Annotated in this window: 16 protein-coding genes and 1 pseudogene; 3 read left to right on the plus strand and 14 right to left on the minus strand. The window is 63.6% G+C overall.

The genetic code is table 11. The features are described from left to right. Positions 1-229: 229 nt before the first annotated feature. The 6 genes from FHW94_RS21565 to FHW94_RS21590 all read right to left on the minus strand — a co-directional run bounded on the left by FHW94_RS21565 (position 230) and on the right by FHW94_RS21590 (position 3,987). Entirely contained in the window at positions 230-547 is a 318-nt protein-coding gene (locus tag FHW94_RS21565; RefSeq protein WP_168557963.1) for a DUF2867 domain-containing protein, read from the minus strand. Positions 548-568: 21 nt separating this feature from the next. Beyond that, positions 569-865 carry a hypothetical protein gene (locus FHW94_RS21570; RefSeq protein ID WP_168557914.1) on the minus strand — a complete coding sequence of 99 codons (297 nt, stop codon included), beginning with the start codon at positions 863-865 and terminating at the stop codon, positions 569-571. Next, positions 865-2,496, minus strand: coding sequence for an IS66 family transposase (locus tag FHW94_RS21575; protein WP_168557915.1), 1,632 nt, complete (start codon positions 2,494-2,496; stop codon positions 865-867). Before FHW94_RS21575 ends, FHW94_RS21570 begins: the two co-directional genes overlap by 1 nt. Before the next feature lie 63 nt (positions 2,497-2,559). After that, positions 2,560-2,907: an IS66 family insertion sequence element accessory protein TnpB gene (tnpB, locus tag FHW94_RS21580; RefSeq protein ID WP_168557916.1), complete on the minus strand. Its 348-nt coding sequence runs from the start codon at positions 2,905-2,907 to the stop codon at positions 2,560-2,562. After that, on the minus strand, positions 2,904-3,281 hold the full coding sequence (locus tag FHW94_RS21585; RefSeq protein WP_168557917.1) for a transposase: 378 nt from the start codon (positions 3,279-3,281) through the stop codon (positions 2,904-2,906). The genes tnpB and FHW94_RS21585 overlap by 4 nt, the downstream gene beginning before the upstream one ends. Positions 3,282-3,528: 247 nt before the next feature. Next, on the minus strand, positions 3,529-3,987 hold the full coding sequence (locus tag FHW94_RS21590) for a MarR family transcriptional regulator (protein ID WP_168557918.1): 459 nt from the start codon (positions 3,985-3,987) through the stop codon (positions 3,529-3,531). A gap of 322 nt (positions 3,988-4,309) precedes the next feature. On the opposite strand from FHW94_RS21590, the gene FHW94_RS23475 reads away from it, so the two are divergent. The 3 genes and pseudogenes from FHW94_RS23475 to FHW94_RS21605 form a co-directional block, all read left to right on the plus strand. Continuing rightward, a complete protein-coding gene (locus FHW94_RS23475; protein ID WP_246866341.1) occupies positions 4,310-4,534 on the plus strand; it encodes a hypothetical protein in 225 nt (74 codons plus the stop codon). Positions 4,535-5,071: 537 nt separating this feature from the next. Beyond that, on the plus strand, positions 5,072-5,986 hold the full coding sequence (locus FHW94_RS21600) for a sterol desaturase family protein (protein WP_168557919.1): 915 nt from the start codon (positions 5,072-5,074) through the stop codon (positions 5,984-5,986). Between the two features lie 216 nt (positions 5,987-6,202). Beyond that, a pseudogene (locus FHW94_RS21605) lies at positions 6,203-7,123 on the plus strand (IS1182 family transposase); the annotation flags it as partial. A 54-nt stretch (positions 7,124-7,177) separates the two neighbouring features. Here FHW94_RS21605 and FHW94_RS21610 read toward each other — a convergent pair. The 8 genes from FHW94_RS21610 to FHW94_RS21645 all read right to left on the minus strand — a co-directional run bounded on the left by FHW94_RS21610 (position 7,178) and on the right by FHW94_RS21645 (position 17,656). Next, entirely contained in the window at positions 7,178-8,185 is a 1,008-nt protein-coding gene (locus tag FHW94_RS21610) for an NADPH:quinone oxidoreductase family protein (protein ID WP_168557920.1), read from the minus strand. After that, the gene (locus FHW94_RS21615; RefSeq protein WP_168557921.1) at positions 8,185-9,357 is read right to left on the minus strand and encodes an acetyl-CoA C-acyltransferase; all 1,173 of its coding nucleotides are present in this window, start codon (positions 9,355-9,357) and stop codon (positions 8,185-8,187) included. Before FHW94_RS21615 ends, FHW94_RS21610 begins: the two co-directional genes overlap by 1 nt. 17 nt (positions 9,358-9,374) lie before the next feature. Next, the gene (locus FHW94_RS21620; RefSeq protein WP_168557922.1) at positions 9,375-9,827 is read right to left on the minus strand and encodes a MaoC family dehydratase; all 453 of its coding nucleotides are present in this window, start codon (positions 9,825-9,827) and stop codon (positions 9,375-9,377) included. Continuing rightward, a complete protein-coding gene (locus FHW94_RS21625) occupies positions 9,824-11,545 on the minus strand; it encodes an acyl-CoA dehydrogenase (RefSeq protein WP_168557923.1) in 1,722 nt (573 codons plus the stop codon). The genes FHW94_RS21620 and FHW94_RS21625 overlap by 4 nt, the downstream gene beginning before the upstream one ends. Next, positions 11,545-12,651: an acyl-CoA dehydrogenase gene (locus tag FHW94_RS21630; RefSeq protein ID WP_168557924.1), complete on the minus strand. Its 1,107-nt coding sequence runs from the start codon at positions 12,649-12,651 to the stop codon at positions 11,545-11,547. Before FHW94_RS21630 ends, FHW94_RS21625 begins: the two co-directional genes overlap by 1 nt. A 3-nt stretch (positions 12,652-12,654) precedes the next feature. Further along, complete coding sequence (locus FHW94_RS21635; protein WP_168557925.1) at positions 12,655-13,854, minus strand: acyl-CoA dehydrogenase family protein; 1,200 nt, start codon at positions 13,852-13,854, stop codon at positions 12,655-12,657. Positions 13,855-13,932: 78 nt separating this feature from the next. After that, a complete protein-coding gene (locus FHW94_RS21640; RefSeq protein ID WP_168557926.1) occupies positions 13,933-15,585 on the minus strand; it encodes a long-chain-fatty-acid--CoA ligase in 1,653 nt (550 codons plus the stop codon). Positions 15,586-15,622: 37 nt separating this feature from the next. Then, positions 15,623-17,656, minus strand: coding sequence for a 3-hydroxyacyl-CoA dehydrogenase NAD-binding domain-containing protein (locus FHW94_RS21645; RefSeq protein ID WP_168557927.1), 2,034 nt, complete (start codon positions 17,654-17,656; stop codon positions 15,623-15,625). Between the last annotated feature and the right edge of the window lie 6 nt (positions 17,657-17,662).

Here is a 17,662-nt window from a genome sequence, read left to right on the forward strand (position 1 = left end):
GCATGGAACAAGCTCGTCGATCAGCCATGGCGGATCATGTCCATCGGGATGCGCCAATGGGCAAATGGGTTCTGATCATTGCACCTTGGTATTAGGCAGCGGTCCAAGGCAATCAAGGGGCAGCGAAACTGGTGATATTCACCTCACGATGATTTCGATTGGAGACGACAAGCACTCGCCGGATAAATTTACTTCGCGCAGATTACGGTTGCCGGCGGCCGATGTAGGATCAGCCCTGAACTGACAAAGTCCGACGCAAACGAGACAGCATGCTCTGCACAATCCACTTATGCGCCTGACCTACCAGCAGCATATACGCGTGCCCAAAGCCATTGCGCACCACCACCGAGGATGTAATACTCAGGCGAGTCCCGTGCGTTGAAACGCAGGTCATCACATCGAGGTGCCGATCACGCTCGATGAGTAGCAAGGTGTTGGACGTCACGCCTTCAACGAGGAAGAAATCAAGGTAGTCGCCCACCTGAACGGACGCATGCTGCTGCCGGCTAAACCCGCCGATCCTCTTTACGCCGAACGGAGCCGAAATTGCATCGTAATCGCCCGATTGTTACCGCAGCTTATAGGCCTTGACGATTTCGATGGTGGCAGGATCGGAGACAAGGTCCTGCAGGAATTGCTCCCATTCGTCAGGAGATCGCCGTGCGTCGGCGATCATGCTTCGTAATTCGTCGATGGCATTGTCGGTCAGTGCGGTGCGCCATTCGTCCGGACCCAAACCAACGGAGATGATCGAGCCGTAGGTCAGATTATCGTCATTGCTGACGATGGCGTCGATGAGTTCAGGGTGCTCGCCCAGGATGTCGGCGACATAATCGAGCATGAAGACATGGCGGACGGTGGGCATCAGGCAGCAGCCTTTGCTGCCGGCAGCAGCGGGCTCCAATTCCAGGGTAACAATTCGTCGAGCCGGTTGATCTTGTGATCGTTGATGCGCGCCAGCACGTCGGCAAGGTAGGCTTGCGGGTCGAGGCCATTCATCTTGGCAGTTTCGATGATGGTCATTGCCCGCGCGAGAGTTTCGGCGCCGGTGTCGGCCCCGGCGAACAACCAGTTCTTTCTGCCGATTCCAATGGGTTTGAGCGCCCGTTCCGCCGCATTGTTGTCGATGGCGACGCGGCCATCCTCGAGGAACAAGCAGAAGGCCGGCCAGCGTGCGAGCGCGTAGCGGAAGGCATTGGCGAGGTCGCCCTTGATGGGAAGTCTGGTCAGTTGGGCCTGAGCCCATGCGTGGAAGGCCTCGACCCTGGGCTTGCTCTGGGCCTGACGCGTAGCGAGCCGATCGGCGGCGCTTTTCCCCATGATCTGCGCCTCGATGTCGTAGAGGGCACCGATGCGATCGAGAGCCTCGCGGGCGATTGGCGACTTGGCACCGACCCACAGGTCATGGAAATCACGGCGCAGATGCGCCCAACACGCCGCCTCGCGGAATGGCGCGGTGCCATTAGGTCCTGGCGCGTAAAGTTTGGCATAGCCCTTGTACGCATCGGCCTGGAGGATACCGCGTGCATCGCGCAAGTGCGCGAGCACGTGTTCCTGCTTCCAGTCGGCGGCGAACTTGTAGGCGATACCTGGCGGGGCCAGCCCGGCCCACGGCCGCTGGTCGAGGACATAGGCCCAGATGCGCCCTTTGCGCACGCCTTTGCCGAGTTGCCCGCCAACCCCGGCGGTGCGCAGGCTGCGATCGAGCACCCGGATCGGCGTATCGTCGGCATGCAGCAGATCATGCGCCAGGACGTGACCCTCGATCCGCTCGATCAATGGCAGGAGCAGCTTCATGGTGCGCCCGCACCAGTCGGCCATCGTGCTGTCGGGGATGTCTGCGCCCATGCGGGCGAAGATCTCGTTCAACCGGTACAGCGGCAGGTGATCGTCGAACTTGGAGACCAGAATATACGCCAGCAACGAGGCGGTCGCCATGCTGCCGGGGATCGGCCGGCTCGATGCCGGCGCCTGCACCATCCGCTCGCAGGCGCGACAGGACTTCTTGATCCGCGCGATCTCGATGACCTTCAACCGGGCGGCGATCAGGTCCAGCATCTCGCTGACGTCCTCGCCGACCACGCGCAGGGTGCCGCTGCAATCGGGGCAGGCCGCACCGGGATCGAGTTCGCGGCGTTCGCGCGGGGTCTCGGCCGAGACGCGGGGACGGCGGCGCGGCGCCCGCGCTGCCGCCGCGGGCTGGGCCGGTTCGGGCGCGTCATCATCATCGCTTGCCGCGGCCGGACTGGCCTCGGCCCTGGCGATCAGCAGGCCTTCGAGCGCGAGTTCGAGTTGTTCGATCTCGCGCTCGACTTTCTCGGACTTTTTGCCGAACGCCTGCCGCTTGAGCTTGGCGATGCGCAACTGCAGGTCGGCGATGTGTTGCTCGAAGACGCGCACCGTGGCCGACAAGGCGCTGTTCTGCGCCTGCAAAGCCGCCACCATCGCCTTGAGCGCGATGGGATCATCGGGCAGTGATGCGGCGATCGATGGCATGCCCACGGGATAGCAGAATTGCCGTCAATCCGCCAGAAAAATACCCAAAATCAGCCTGATAGATCACCCAACGCGTGCCGGCGGCGCCCCCCATGACGGCCGCCGCCAGTCGATCCCTTCCCACAGCATGGCCAGTTGTGCCGAGGTCAGCCGCGCCACCGCATCGCCGCTGCCGGGCCAGGGAAACCGGCCCTTCTGCAGGATCTTGTAATAGAGGCAAAAACCCTGCCCGTCCCAGTAAAGCAACTTGATCCGGTCACCCCTGCGGCCGCGGAACGCAAAGACCGCGCCGCTGGCGGGGTTCTGCCGCAAGTGTTCCTGCGCCAGAACGGCAAGGCCCGTGATGCTCTTGCGCATATCGGTCGCGCCACACGCCAGATAGACCCGCGCGCCGGCGCCAGGTCCGATCACGCCGCCCCCAGCACGCGCAGCAACCGGCTCAGCTCGGCATCGCCGATCGTCTCGCGGCACCGTAGTTGCCGGCCGTTGCCCAGAATGATCGTCACCTCGGACGTCGACGCCTCGCACGTTGCGGGCCCACCCGCATCTGCGGGCACAGGCAGCAGCTCGACCGCCACAAACGCCTCGCCGCCGTGGCCAGGCCACACCCCCTTTTGCCGCAAATCCCGCCGCCACTGGTACAAATGCTGCCGCGTCACGTCGTGACGGCGCGCAACATCGCTCACCGTCCAGCCATCAACGCCAACCTCGGACAGGATCGACGCCTTCGCCGCATCCGACCAACGCCGCCGCCGTTCAACATTCAAAACCTCGAGCACCGCCACGCCGGCCTCCATCGCTCATGACGTACATAACGACGTCAATAACGACATGGCTTATCCAAGCGAGGCGGTAGCAATCGGGCGGTAACATTGCATCGCGCAATCAGAACGCAGCCTTCAGCAAAGGAAGCGGTTGCGCCATCATCAGATTCCACGCCATGAGTGGGCCGATCGCAATAGGCAGTTCGATCGAGCGACGGTCCAGATAGGCCACTGCTCGCGTGGGCCTATCAGGTGCGTGGGGTCGATGTCATCCATGGCGGGTAAGGTTCTGCTTAAGAGCCAAAAGCACGCGATGAGCAGAGACGATCGTTGATGCATCCAGGCCTTGCGCCAGGCGTTCTGCCCATGGCCCTTGTCGTGCCATGGCGGCTTCGAAAGTCTGTCGCCCTTTGTCAGTCAACACCACCAACTGCGCCCGCCGGTGATGAGGATTGGGCTGAAACTCTATCGAGCCCTCTTTCTCCAGATCGTTGACGATGCGTTGCACATTTTGCCGATTGGTTCCCATGTCGCGCGCCAGCCGGGCGACTGGCTGCGGGCGTTCTGCCGCAACTATGCTACCCAGCACTTGCCATCGTGCGCTGGTCAGGCCGATTTCTGCTACCAGCCTATCGCCTGAATTGAGTGCGAGATTGTTCACGCGAAACAAGTCCAGCACGAGGGCTGTCACGGCTTCAACGACGGGGGTGGCGTGGGCATCAGTCATGGCTCGTCGTACCCAGATGGACAGTATAATGTCAAATTGACATTGCTTGTATGATGTCGTTATGTCATCATGATGTCGTGATTCGAAATACAGTTGAAGGGGCGGTAAGATGCTCAAGACAGTGCACCCCGTGGCGGGCGCCATCGCGCTGATAACGATCGCCACCGTTTGGCTCTCTACGCTGGGTAGCGAAATCTTGGCCTCAAGAACCGTTCGTCGCAGTCAAATCCGTTGTGCCATGGGGCCTTTTCCTGCTGATACCCGCTCTGGTGGCCACCGGTGGATCGGGTCTCGCATTGGCCAAGGGGCGTAAGGGGGGATAGTGGGCGCCAAACTTCGGCGCATGCCTTTCGTTGCGGCGACCGGCTTGTTAATCCTGATACCCTCGGCGTATTTTCTGGCGCAGAAGGCGCAGGTCGGGCGGTTCGACGCCTCCTTCTATGTGGTTCAGGTAATCGAATTGATCTCAGGCGCCGTCAACATCATGCTGCTGGGCCTCAATATGCGCGACGGCCTGATGCTGAAGGGACGAATTCTTAAGTGCTGATGGCATTGCTGCGGGCAGAAATGCGCAGGTGCCGTCTGAACGAATGCTCGATTTTTACGTCCGAGGAAGGGCCTGCGAACATTACCAATGAGGGCAAAAATTTCCATTATGGCGTACCGGCAGCCAACCAGCCTCATACCAAGGATCAGAGATCGTGCCTCTCGGGGGTTGCGATCGGGGGGGGGGCGCCGATTCAAGAAGGCAAGCGGATTGGAGTTTGCCATGGCGATTTGCACAGATTTCGACGCCGCCTATGTGAGGAAGGCGGCTCGCGGCTCGCGGGACGGCGCACAGACCTGACGCTTGTTCGTGCTGGCAGCGATCTATGATGGCGCGAGCCGGACCGAGGCGGCCAGCGCGGATCGGCGGGGGCATGTTGCAGATCGTCCGAGATCGGGTGGCGAAGTTCAATGCGGCTGGTCCTTGCCGGGTTGATCGACCGGAATCCACTAGCTTCGCCACGCGCGCTCCAACTTCCCTCCACATTTCCTCCATTGAAGCTCGGTACGGCGGGTCGGCTCAACGCGAGGAAATCCCATGGCGACAAGAGAAGGCCCGATAAAGTCGACACGCACGCCGATCTGGATCGGATTGGGCGGCGCCGGCGCAGCCTTGCTGGCCACCGTCATCAATCCCCTGCTCGGCTCGGAAGCCAACGAGCAGGTGCAGATCTTCTTTAGTGAAACCGCGAAGTACATCGCCTTTGCGACGACCTTCTTCGTGGTGTTTTGGGTGTTGCTCGACAAGCCGCTGAAAAAGCGCAAACTGTCGCGCAAGCCTTGGCCCAAGCCCAGTCAGGTGTTTCGCGAGGCGCTGTTCAGCACCTGCACGCAGGTAATTTTCATTGCTGTCGATATCTGGACGGCGTTTCTCGTCCCGGCATCGGAAAAAAACAGCTATAGCGACATCGCTTCCCACGGGTGGGCCTATTACGCGATGATCCTGTTCTTTGTTTTCGTGATCCACGATGCGTACTTCTATTGGATGCATCGCATCATGCATCACCCGAAGCTGTATGATCGGGTGCACAAGGTTCATCACGAAAGCACCGACCCGACGCCTTACTCGGCGTTTCACTTCCACCCGCTGGAGGCGTTGGGCGAAGCAGGCGCGGCGGTGGCCATGCTCCCCCTGTTCCTCCTCCTGCCGTGGCACGTTTCGATCCCGGTGGTCTGGGGGCTGGGCCAGCTGGCGTTGAACGTGATCGGCCACCTCGGCTACGAGGTCTATCCGTCCTGGTGGCTCAAGGTTCCGGTGCTGCGATGGAAGAACACCGCGATGCATCACTACATGCATCACCAGATGGTCCGCGGAAACTATGGATTGTATTTCCGCTGGTGGGACAAAATCTGCGGGACCGAGTTCAAGAACCTCGAAACCAAGTATGACGCCCTTTTCAAGGACGGTAAGGTTGCCGAAGTTCCAGCCGGCCAGCCGGCAGGTCAAGCCTGATCGATGCTGCTCGCTGCTGCTTGCTCAATGGAAGGCAGCAGCAGCGAGACGTCTATTTTGGGTTGGTCACTGGCGGGTTGTAAATCATGCGCAACCCCGGCGCGGCGGCCAGGCCGCGTGGACAAATCCAGCGCTTCGGGAACGACCGAAATTGGGTGGAGGCTGTGTGAAAACGCCCTGATATGCTATGATTTTGGCGTTGTAGGAGGCGCCGAAGTGGGACGTTTCATCGAGGGCTGTGACCGCCGGCAGAAGCTGCTTTTGCCCGATAGCGTTGATGATTACGTGTCCGAGGACAACGCGGTACGCGTGGTTGATGTCTTCATCGACGAACTGGATCTGGCGGGGCTCGGCTTCGAGGATGCAGCGTCTACGGGGCGCCCGGGATATCACCCGGCGATGCTGCTCAAGCTATATCTCTACGGGTATCTGAACCAGGTGCAGTCGAGCCGGCGGCTTGAGCGCGAGGCAGGTCGCAATGTCGAGCTGATGTGGCTGACGGGCAAGTTGGCGCCAGACTTCAAGACCATTGCTGATTTCCGGCGCGACAACGGCCAGGCGATCCAGGCGACGTGCCGGCAGTTTGTAGCACTGTGCCGTAACCTTGGCCTCATCGCTGGCGGAACGGTGGCGGTGGACGGCAGCCTGTTCAGGGCGGTTAATACGCGCGACAAGAACTTCACGCCGGGTGCGATCCGCCGTCGGATGGAGCAGGTGGATGCGAGCATCGAGCGATATCTGGTCATGCTCGATACCGCCGACCGGCAGGAAAGCGAGGTCGCCGAGATTCGCACGACCCGACTTGCCGAGCGGCTCGAGGCTCTTCGCCGACAGATGCGCGACCTCAAGGCGATGGAGCAGGCGGTCGAGGCCGCGCCCGATCGGCAGATATCACTGACCGACCCGGATGCGCGAGCCATGGCGAGCACCGGCAAGGGGACGGGACAGGTCGGTTACAACCTTCAGGCAGCTGTCGACGCAGACCACCATCTTTTCGTGGCGCACGAGGTTACGAACGTCGGTCACGACCGAAGTGCGCTTGCTGCCATGGGCAAGCTGGCACGCGAAGCGACCGGCGTGGAAGATCTGACGATACTGGCCGACCGGGACTACTTCTCAGGCGAAGAGGTCCTTGCGTTCTCCGCGATGCCCCATCCTATCTGATCCCAATGACGTTCCGCAACTAGATAGCTAGTCGTCCTGCGACAGTCTCACGACGACCTTGCCGATCGCCGAACGGTTGGCCAGCCGCGCGATCGCTGCGCCGCCTTCGGCGAGGGGGAAGACGCGGTCGATCCGTGGCTTGATCTGTCCGTTCTGCCACCAGTGCAGCAGTTCGCGCACATGGGCGCGATGACGTTCCGGTTCGCGGGAAACGAAGCCGCCCCAGAAAACGCCGCGCATGTCGCAGGCTTTCAACAGCGTCAGGTTGAGGGGCAGATGCGGTATCCCCGCCGGGAAGCCGGTGACTAGGTAGCGACCTTCCCAGGCAATGCTGCGGAGCGCCGGCTCGGCATAGTCGCCACCCACGGGATCGTAGATCAAATGCGCGCCGTGCGGGCCCACGGCCGCCTTGAACGTGTCTGCCAGCGCCTTGGACGCGGCCTTGTCCAAGGGGCCTGATGAATAGATCAACGTGCTGTCGGCACCGGCTTGGCGCGCGGCGGCGGCCTTTTCCGCGCTGGAAACGGCGGCCACGACCGTGGCCCCAAGCGCCTTGCCGATCTCGATTGCAGACAGGCCGATGCCGCCCGCCGCGCCCAGGACCAGCAGCGTTTCACCGGCCTTGAGTTGCCCGCGATCCTTCAGCGCGTGGATCGTGGTGCCATAGGTGAAGACGAGCGCGGCGCCTTCGACCGGATCGGCGCCGTCGGGCAGGCGGACTGCCGAGGCGGCGGGAACGATGACCTGTTCAGCCAGTCCGCCCCCAAGCGTGATCGCGATCAACCGATCGCCGATCGCCCAATCCTCCACGCCCTCGCCCAGCGCATCGACGATACCGCAAACCTCCGAACCCGGTGCGAAGGGGCGGGTTGGCTTGAACTGGTACTTGTCCTCGATGATGAGCACATCGGGATAGTTGATGGCGCAGGCGACGACACGGATCCGCAGTTCGGACCGGCCAGGCTGCGGGGTTGGCAACTCGGCCAGTTCCAGCGTTTCAGGGCCACCGGGCGCGCGGGAGATGAGCGCTTTCATCACAGCACCTCGAACAGGCCGGCCGCGCCCATGCCGCCGCCCACGCACATCGTCACGACAACGTGCCGCGCACCGCGCCGCTTGCCCTCGATCAACGCGTGACCGACCATGCGCGCGCCCGACATGCCATAGGGATGGCCGATCGAGATCGCGCCGCCATTGACGTTGAGCCGGTCATCGGGAATGCCCAGCGTGTCGCGGCAATACAGCATCTGCACGGCGAAGGCTTCGTTAAGCTCCCACAGCCCGATGTCATCCATGCCAAGGCCGAACCGTTCGAGCAGCTTGGGCACTGCAAAGACTGGGCCGATGCCCATTTCATCGGGTTCGGTTCCAGCCATTGCCATGCCGACATAGCGGCCGAGCGGCGTGAGCCCGCGATCGGCAGCCAGCCTGGCTTCCATGATCACGCAGGCCGAAGCGCCATCGGACAGTTGCGATGCATTGCCCGCGGTGATGACGCCACCTTCAACCACCGGCTTGAGCGCGGCGAGCCCTTCTGCCGTGGTTTCCGGGCGATTGCCTTCGTCTTTCGTCAGCGTGACGTCGCGGTGCGAAATTTCTCCGGTGGCCTTGTCGGCGACGGCCATCGTTGCGGTTACGGGCACGATTTCCTGGTCGAACGCTCCGGCGGCCTGGGCCGCGGCGGTTTGTTGCTGCGAGCGCAACGCATAGGCATCCTGCGCAGCGCGCGAGATGCCATAGCGCTTGGCGACAATCTCGGCCGTCTGAAGCATCGGCATGTAGATGTCTGGCACCATCGCGAGCAGCGCGCGATCGGGCTCAACCCGCATTTGCGGCGTCTGCACCAGCGAAATGGATTCAACGCCGCCGGCAACGACCACGTTCATGCGATCGACAATGACCTGCTTGGCAGCCGTGGCGATCGCCATGAGCCCGGAGGAACATTGCCGGTCGATCGTAAGGCCCGAAACCGTTACCGGCAGGCCGGCTCGCAAGGCGGCGGTGCGCCCGATCGTGTGCTGCACGCCCTGCGGCAAGGCAGCGCCGATGATGCAATCGTCAATTTCGGCCGGGTCCACGCCGGCCCGCTCGACAGCGCTGCGGATCGCATGCGCGGCGAGGGTCGGGGAGGGGGTGGCGTTGAAGGCGCCGCGATAGGCGCGGCCGATCGGCGTACGGGCGGTGGAAACGATGACGGCGTCGCGCACGAAAATCTCCTGATGTTTCAAATCGTGAATTGGGTGAGCCAAATGGCGGCAAGGGCGGGCTTGGCGTGCCCCTCGATCTCGATCGTGACATCGAGTGTCTGTTGAAAGCGACCAGGTGACTTCTCGGTAATATCGACAAGCGTCGAGGCCAGGCGAATCCGGCTGCCGGAGCGAACCGGCGAGATGAACCGCACTCGGTCCAGCCCATAGTTCACGGCCATCTTGGCAGGCGGCATGGCGGGGCGTGCGATCGAAGCCTCGAGCCAGGCCAGCAGTGACAGGGTGAGAAAGCCGTGCGCAATCGTGCCGCCGAACGGTGTTTGCGCCGCGCGCGCCGGATCGACGTGGATGAATTGGTGATCATGCGTCGCCTCGGCGAAGAGATCGATCATCTTCTGATCGACGATGACCCAGTCCGAATGGCGGGTTACGCCGATCTCGGCCTGGATGGCGGCGGGAAGATCGGTCATGCGAAGGCCTCTTCCGGCAGGTGGCGCACCAGATCGCTGTGCGTGTCGACCACGCGGAGCCACGCCAAAGCCTGTGGCAATTCGGTTTCGGCCATGAAACGGCAGGCAGCGAGGATGCCGGGCCGCAGCGGACTATCGACGGTGGCCTTCCCGGCCTGGTCCAACCACAACCACATGACCACACCGTGGCCAAAGGCGCGCAGAAACAGCGTCGCATCGTCAAAGGCGCCGGCGCCGCTGCGCTTCTGCAACCCGGCAATGGTCTGTGCCAAGCGGTCCCAGAAGGCGGTCAGCGCAGTGGCACAACCGGCGAGGGTGCCATCCGTGCATGCGGCCGTGGCGGTGATCCTGTCGCGCAGTATTGCGAGGCCGCGCCCATCGGAAAACAGGATCTTGCGTCCCAGCAGGTCAATCGCCTGGATGCCTGTGGTGCCTTCGTGGATCGGATTGAGGCGGTTGTCGCGGTAGAGCTGCTCGACATCGAAATCGCGCGTGTAGCCGTACCCGCCCAGAACCTGGATGGCGAGGTCGTTGGCAGCGAGGCCGAACTCGGACGACCACGTCTTGGCAACCGGGGTAAGCAGCGCGAGCAGTGCCTCTGCATCCTCGCTCGCCTGATCGACAAGGTGCGCGCAATAGAGGCAGAGCGCGATCGCACCCTCGGCATAGACCTTTTGTCGCAGGATCATGGCGCGAACGTCGGGATGGTCGATAATCGGCAGCGGATCGCCGCCCTTGGTGCCGACAGCGCGGCCTTGCACCCGTTCGCGTGCATAGCGCAGCGATTGGCGATACCCGCGGTAGGCCAGGGCGGCAGCGCCCATGCCGACCCCGATCCGGGCCTCGTTCATCATCATGAACATCTGGGCAAGCCCCTGGCCCGGGGCGCCCACGCGCCATCCGATTGCGCCGTCGCGCTCGCCGAAATTGAGCAGGCAGTTGGACGTGCCGCGAAAGCCCATCTTGTGGTTGAGCCCGGCCACGACAACATCGTTGGGCGATCCATCCGCAAGCCATTTGGGCACGATGAACAGCGAGATGCCCTTTGATCCGGCCGGAAGCGCGCCATTCTCGTCGGTGATCTTGGCGAGGACGAGGTGGACGATATTCTCGCTCACATCCTGGTCGCCGCCCGAAATCCACATCTTGTTGCCGGTGATCCGATACCGGACGCCGTGCTCGTCCTCGCCATCGGGGGTGGCGCGGGTGCGGATATCGCCCAGGCTCGAACCGGCTTGCGGCTCTGACAAGCACATCGTGCCAAACCAGCGCCCGGCGATCTGCGGACGCGCGAACCGCGTGATTTGCGCGGGCGTGCCGAACGCGGTGATGAGACGGGCATTGGCCGTCGTCAGCATCGGATAGGCAGAGGTCGACACATTGGCTGCGGCAAAGACCGCGTAGAGCGCCAGCGATGTCGTGGTGGGAAGACCGAGCCCACCCAGCTCTTCGGGGAAGCTGATCCCGAACAGGCCGAGTTCGGCATAGCGGGCCAGGGCCTGCTTGATCGCGGGCAGAATATGCACGCCATCCGCATCGAGCGTCGGCTCCTGGAGGTCGGCCTGGCGATAGTGCGGCATGAATTCGTCAGCCGCGAGCTTGTGCGCCATTTCCAGCATGGCGAGGAACGTGCCATGGTCATCCCCGCCCAGTGCGTTCAGCCAGTCGCCCAGCTGGAAGGCAAGCAATCCGGCCGAGGGCAATGCATCGCTGCTCATCAGGCGTGCCCCAAGGCAATGAAGCGTTCAAGATGATGGTCTTCGTCGCCGAGTTGGTGGCCAATCATCGTCAGCCGCTTGGCGTAGTGCGAGAGCGGCAGCTCCCACGTCATGCCGATGCCGCCGTGCATCTGGATGGATTCCTCGGCCACCAGCGTGCCGACGCGGCCGATCGTGTACTTGGCGGCCGAGACGGCACGTTCGCGGGTGCGCCGATCCTGGCCCAGCGCATCGGCGGCGCTGATCGCGGCAGAGCGCGCCAGCTCGATCTCCAGTGCCACGGTGGCCATGCGATGTTGCAGCGCCTGGAACTTGCCGATCGGCACGCCGAACTGACGGCGCGTGCGCAGATAATCGAGCGTTGTGGTCTTGAGCACGTCCATCACCGCCACGGCCTCCCAGGCAAGCGCGACAATGCCGGCGGCGATCGCCTGCTCGATGAGGGGGAAGCCGTCCTTGGCCACCAGCGTGGCCGGCGTGTTATCGAGGACCAGCTCGCCGCCGCGCCCGCCGTCGACCATGGGATAGCCGCGCAGCCGGGCCGCCGCCTTGTCGACGAGGAACAGGCCGATGCCGGCTTCATCGCCCGGTGCGCCGGCGATCCGCGCCGAGACGAGAATGCGATCGGCCGCCTCGATCTGCGGGACAACCGCCTTGCAACCCTGGAGCGCCCAGCCCGCGCTGTTGGGCAAAGCCTGGGTTTCGACGTCGCTGACATCATATCGGCTCTGCGGCTCTTCATGCGCGAAGGCGAGCAGGGTGGTCCCGGCGATCACCTCGGCCAGCAGCGCGTCCTGTTTGCCCGCGGCCATGGCCAGTGCCTGGCCGGCCATCAGCGTGCCAAGGAACGGCTCGACCACCAGTGCCTTGCCCAATCCTTCGAACACGGCCGCGATATCAAAGCCGGTGCCGCCAAAGCCGCCCGCCCCCTCGCCGAACAGGGCGCCCACGACACCCAGTTCCGCCAGTTCCGCCCAATGCGTGCGCGACCAGCCTTCGGGCGACGCGCTGATCTTGTTGCGGATGTCGAACGGGTAACGCTGCTGAAGATAGCGGCCGAGCATGTCGGCCAGCATCTGCCGATCTTCGCTGTGGTGGAAATACATGGCTCAGAGCTCCAACAGGGCTTTGGTGATGATCTCGCGCTGCACTTCGTTGGAGCCGCCGAAGATCGAGAGCTTGCGGTTGTTGAAATAGTCCACCGCTACCGGCGCCGCATAGTCCGGGCCGATGGGCGCGCCGTTGAAGCCCTCGTCCAGCGCTTCGCTGACAAAGGGCTGGGCGTATGGCCCCAGCGCGCGCCGGGTGAGGCTGGTGATCTCCTGGCGGATCTCGGTGCCGCAGATCTTGAGCATCGCGCTCATTTCCAGCGGCGCCGACCCGCCGCTTCCCGAAGCGGCCAGCACGCGCAGATTGGTGATCTTGAGGTTCTCGAGGTTGATTTCCAACCGGGCGAGCCGCGCGGCGAACAACGGGTCTTCCGCAAGTGGCCGGCCCCCCTTGCGCTGGCTTTGCGCGATTTCCTTGAGGTGGTTGAACGCCGCCATCGAGCCGCCAACCCCGGCAAGGCCCGCGCGCTCGTAGGTCAGCAGGTATTTGGCATAGGTCCAGCCCTTGTTCTCCTCGCCAACCAGGTTTTCGGCCGGCACGCGCACATCGGTGAAGAACACCTCGTTCACCTCATGCTCGCCATCGAGCAGGATGATCGGACGAACCTCTACGCCGGGCGTCTTCATGTCGATCAGCAGGAACGAGATGCCCTCCTGCTTCTTGCCCTCGGTCGAGGTGCGCACCAGGCAGAAAATCATGTCGGCATACTGGCCAAGCGTGGTCCAGGTCTTCTGGCCGTTGACGACGTAATGGTCGCCATCGCGCACCGCGCTGGTTTTCAGGCTGGCAAGGTCAGAGCCTGCGCCAGGTTCGGAATAGCCCTGGCACCACCAGTCGGTGCCGTCGAGGATACGCGGCAGCCAATGATCCTTTTGCGCCTGCGAACCATATTTGATCAGCACTGGGCCGAGCATCGAAACGCCGAACGGGACGATGCGCGGTGCGTGGGCCAGCGCGCTCTCGATGTCGAAGATCGCCGCCTGCGCCACCGACCAGCCGGGGCCGCCGTATTCCTTGGGCCAGTGGTTGGCATACCAGCCGCGTTCGTTGAGGATGGCGTGCCACTCTGCCATGTCCTGCTTGGTGAGCCGCTTGCTGGTGCGCACCTTTTCGGCGATGCGGGTGGGTAGCCGATCCTTCAGGAAAGCCCTGACTTCCTCGCGGAAAGCCATTTCCTCGGGCGAGAAGTGGAGATCCATCAGATCAACCTTTCAAACAGGCCGCCACGCGGCGGGCAAGGGCAGAGCGGGGCCTGCCGGGACAAGCGGAGTGGGGCATCAGGCGACACCCGCCTGGGCGTTGTCGGCATGGGTGGCGCGAATGAGCTTCTTGTCGATCTTGCCGACGCTGGTGCGGGGCAGGCCATCGACGACTGCGAAGCGCTCCAGCTTGGCATAGCGGGTGATGGTGCCCTGGCTGATCGCTGCCTCGATCGGCGCGTTCAGCGCTTCGAGAGTCAGTGCGGCACCGGGCCGCGCGACCACGACCGCCAAGGGCCGTTCGCCCCATTTGGCGTCGGGCATGGCCACCACCGCCACTTCCACCACGCCTTCGGCAGTGGCGACGAGTTCCTCCAGCTGGATGGAATCGATCCATTCCCCGCCGGTCTTGATCACGTCCTTCAGCCGGTCGCGGATGCGGATATAGCCATCGGCATCGATCGTCGCGATGTCCTGCGTGTGCATCCAGCCGCCGCGCCACAATGCTTCCGAGGCCTTGGCATCGCCGGTGTAGCAGGGGGTGAGCCAGGGCGCGCGCAGCACCAGCTCGCCGCGCGTCTGCCCGTCGTGCGGCACATCGTTCATGTCATCATCGACGATCCGCGCCGAAATCAGCGGGGCGGGGACCGTCGCGGTCAGCGCCTCGATTTCTGCCGCGTCATCGCCTTCGGTGCCGGGGCGGATGCGCGCGACCGAGACCAGCGGCCCGGTTTCCGACATGCCGTACCCCGCGATCAGGCGCATGCCCTTGCGACGCCCTTCCGCGCAGAGTTGCGCCGACAGCGCCGATCCACCCACGGTGATCGTCCAGCCGCTGACATCGGTGCCGGTCTTTTCGGCCGCATCGAGCAGCATCCGCAGGATCGTCGGCACGCAGTGCGAATAGGTCACCTTGTGCTGCGAATGCAGCCGGCACAGCATCTCGGGCTCGTACCGACCCGGATAGACTTGCGTCATGCCCAGCATCGTCGCGACATAGGGCACGCCCCAGGCGTGGACGTGAAACATCGGCGTCAACGGCATGTAGACGTCTTTGTAGGCAAAGCCGGTGCCATCCGCCGCGCCGAACGGCGCATTGCACGCCAGCGTGTGGAGCACCAACTGGCGATGGGTGAAACACACGCCCTTGGGATTGCCGGTCGTGCCGGTGGTGTAAAAGGTGGTGGCAACGGCGTTTTCGTCGAAGTCTTCGAACGGATAATCCGGCGAGGCTGCGGCTGACAGCGCTTCGTACTCGCCCTTGGCATAGGCCGGCAGCGCGCCTTGCGTGCCATCCATGATGGCGACCACCGCCTTTACACCGGGCAGCGACGGCAGCACGGCTTCGACCAGCGGAAAGAAATCATGATGGACGAGCAGGATCTCCGCGTTGGCGTGATTCAGCGTGTAGGCAACCTGCGGCGCGGGCAGGCGCACGTTCACCGTCTGCAGCACAGCGCCCATCATCGGAACCGCGAAATAGGCCTCGAGATAGCGGTGGCTGTCCCAGTCCATCACCGCGATCGTCATCCCCTGCTCGGCACCCAGGTCCGCCAGCAGCGAGGCGAGCCGGCCGACCCGCCCGGCGAACTCGCGATAGGTCCAGCTGCCCTGTTCGCGATAGACGATCCGCCGGTCGCCCGCCGTGGTCAGGACACTGTCGAGCAGGTGGCGGATGGTCAGCGGGAAGCGATAGGCCTCGGTCGCCGGTTCAGCGAAGCGTAGCGGCATGATGCTCTCCTCTCGTCTTGTCTTTTTTCTGCGTCGCTTATCGGTCGAGCGGCTTGCCTTGCGCGGCGCATTCGAGCAGCAGCGGTGACAGCGTGAATTCGGCGCCCAGCGCATGCTGGTAGCGTGTCAGCGACTGCGCGATCTTGTCCAATCCGACCGTATCTGCCCAGAACATCGGCCCGCCCTTGTGACGCGGCCAACCATAGCCATAGTTCCACACGACATCGATATCCGAAGCGCGTTGGGCAATGCCTTCTTCCAGGATCTTGGCGCCTTCGTTGACCATAGAGTACAGCGTACGCACCGTGATCTCCTCGTCGGAAATATCGCGCGGGACGATCCCGGCCCTGGCGCGGAAATCGTCGATGATCGTCGCGACGACCGGCGATCGCGTCGGCCGCCGCTTCTCGTCGTAATCGTAGAAGCCGGCTTGCTTCTTCTGGCCCCAGCGTCCCTGCGCGCACAGCGCGTCCTGAAGGCTTTCGATGCGGCTGGGATCGCGATGCCAGCCGATATCGACGCCGGCGAGATCGGCCATCTGGAACGGCCCCATCGGCATGCCGAAGTCGGTATGCACGCGATCGACCTGTTCCGGCGTGGCGCCTTCAAGCAGCAGCGCGTTGGCGTTGGCCTGGCGCGGGATCAGCATGCGATTGCCGATGAAGCCATAGCAGACCCCGGCCACAACCGGCACCTTGCCGATTTTGCGCGCGATAGCCATGCCAGTGGCCAGCGCATCGGGCGCGGTCTTGGCCCCGCGAACCACCTCGACCAGCTTCATCACGTTGGCGGGCGAGAAGAAATGGAGGCCGAGCACGTCCTGCGGGCGCGTCGTTGCCGCCGCGATTTCGTCGATAGAGAGATAGGAGGTGTTTGACGCAAGCATCGCGCCCGGCTTGGCAATGCCGTCGAGCCGGGCAAAAATCTCCTTCTTCACCTCCATGTTTTCATAGACCGCCTCGATGATGAGGTCACAGTCGGCAAGCGCTGAAAAGTCGAGCGTCGGCGTGATCAGGCCCATCGCCTTTTCGACCTGCTCGGCGGTGAGCCTACCCTTGGCGGCGGTTGCCTCGTAGTTTTTGCGCATGACGCCAATGCCACGGTCCAGCGCATCCTGCGCCATCTCGACCATGGTAACCGGGATGTTCGCCGAGAGGAAATTCATCGAGATGCCGCCGCCCATCGTGCCCGCGCCGATCACGCCGACCTTGTTGATCGGGCGGAGCTGGATATCCTTGGGCAGGCCATCGATCTTGGCCGCGGCGCGCTCGGCGAAGAAGACGTGGCGCAGCGCCCTGGACTGCGCGCCGGCGACAAGTTGCTGGAACAGCATGCGTTCCTTTTCCTGCCCCTGGTCGAGCGGCAGTTCGGTTGCAGCCTTCACCGCCGCGATGCAGCCCTGGGGCGCATCGAGGCCCTTGATCTTGCGGGCATTTTGGGTCGCGAACTGTTCAAACACTGCCGGATCGGCCGAAACGGAGCGATCGCCGGTGCGGCGGGGCGCGGCGAGTGTGCGGGCATAGGCGATCGCCTCGGCGGCAAGGCTTTCGTCGCTCTCGGCCAGCTTGTCGACGAGCCCGGCCTGCGCCGCCTTGCTCGCCGCGATCGGCGTGCCCGAGACGATCATGTCAAGCGCGGTTTCCACGCCCACGAGGCGCGGCAGTCGTTGCGTGCCGCCGGCACCGGGCAGGATGCCAAGCGAGACTTCGGGCAGGCCCAGCCTGGCCTTGGGGCTGGCGATCCGGTAATGCGCGCCCAGCGCCACTTCCAGCCCGCCGCCCAGCGCCGTCCCGTGAATGGCAGCGACCACCGGCTTGGCGCTCGCCTCGATCGCATCGACCACCTGCGGCAGCCAAGGATCGACCGGCGGCTTGCCAAACTCGGTAATGTCGGCGCCGCCCGAGAACATCTTGCCTGCGCCGCGAATGACGATCGCCTTGATCGCCGGATCGCCCTGCGCATCGGCCAGCGCCTTGGCCAGCCCCTGGCGGACCTGCGCGCCCAGTGCATTGACCGGCGGATTGGCCATGACAATCTCGAGGACGTCGTCGTGAAGCTTGGTCTCGATCATGGAAGC

The sequence above is a fragment of the Novosphingobium sp. SG720 genome (assembly GCF_012275365.1).
Lineage (GTDB): Bacteria > Pseudomonadota > Alphaproteobacteria > Sphingomonadales > Sphingomonadaceae > Novosphingobium > Novosphingobium rhizosphaerae.

Excerpts from the sequence above, each read along its gene's own strand:
- FHW94_RS21590 (WP_168557918.1), bottom strand. The coding sequence starts at position 3,987 with ATGACTGATGCCCACGCCACCCCCGTCGTTGAAGCCGTGACAGCCCTC.
- FHW94_RS21635 (WP_168557925.1), bottom strand. The coding sequence starts at position 13,854 with ATGGATCTCCACTTCTCGCCCGAGGAAATGGCTTTCCGCGAGGAAGTC.
- FHW94_RS21620 (WP_168557922.1), bottom strand. The coding sequence starts at position 9,827 with ATGACCGATCTTCCCGCCGCCATCCAGGCCGAGATCGGCGTAACCCGC.
- FHW94_RS21645 (WP_168557927.1), bottom strand. The coding sequence starts at position 17,656 with ATGATCGAGACCAAGCTTCACGACGACGTCCTCGAGATTGTCATGGCC.
- FHW94_RS21640 (WP_168557926.1), bottom strand. The coding sequence starts at position 15,585 with ATGCCGCTACGCTTCGCTGAACCGGCGACCGAGGCCTATCGCTTCCCG.
- FHW94_RS21575 (WP_168557915.1), bottom strand. The coding sequence starts at position 2,496 with ATGCCATCGATCGCCGCATCACTGCCCGATGATCCCATCGCGCTCAAG.
- FHW94_RS21610 (WP_168557920.1), bottom strand. The coding sequence starts at position 8,185 with ATGAAAGCGCTCATCTCCCGCGCGCCCGGTGGCCCTGAAACGCTGGAA.
- FHW94_RS21570 (WP_168557914.1), bottom strand. The coding sequence starts at position 865 with ATGCCCACCGTCCGCCATGTCTTCATGCTCGATTATGTCGCCGACATC.
- FHW94_RS21625 (WP_168557923.1), bottom strand. The coding sequence starts at position 11,545 with ATGAGCAGCGATGCATTGCCCTCGGCCGGATTGCTTGCCTTCCAGCTG.
- FHW94_RS21630 (WP_168557924.1), bottom strand. The coding sequence starts at position 12,651 with ATGTATTTCCACCACAGCGAAGATCGGCAGATGCTGGCCGACATGCTC.
- FHW94_RS21600 (WP_168557919.1), top strand. The coding sequence starts at position 5,072 with ATGGCGACAAGAGAAGGCCCGATAAAGTCGACACGCACGCCGATCTGG.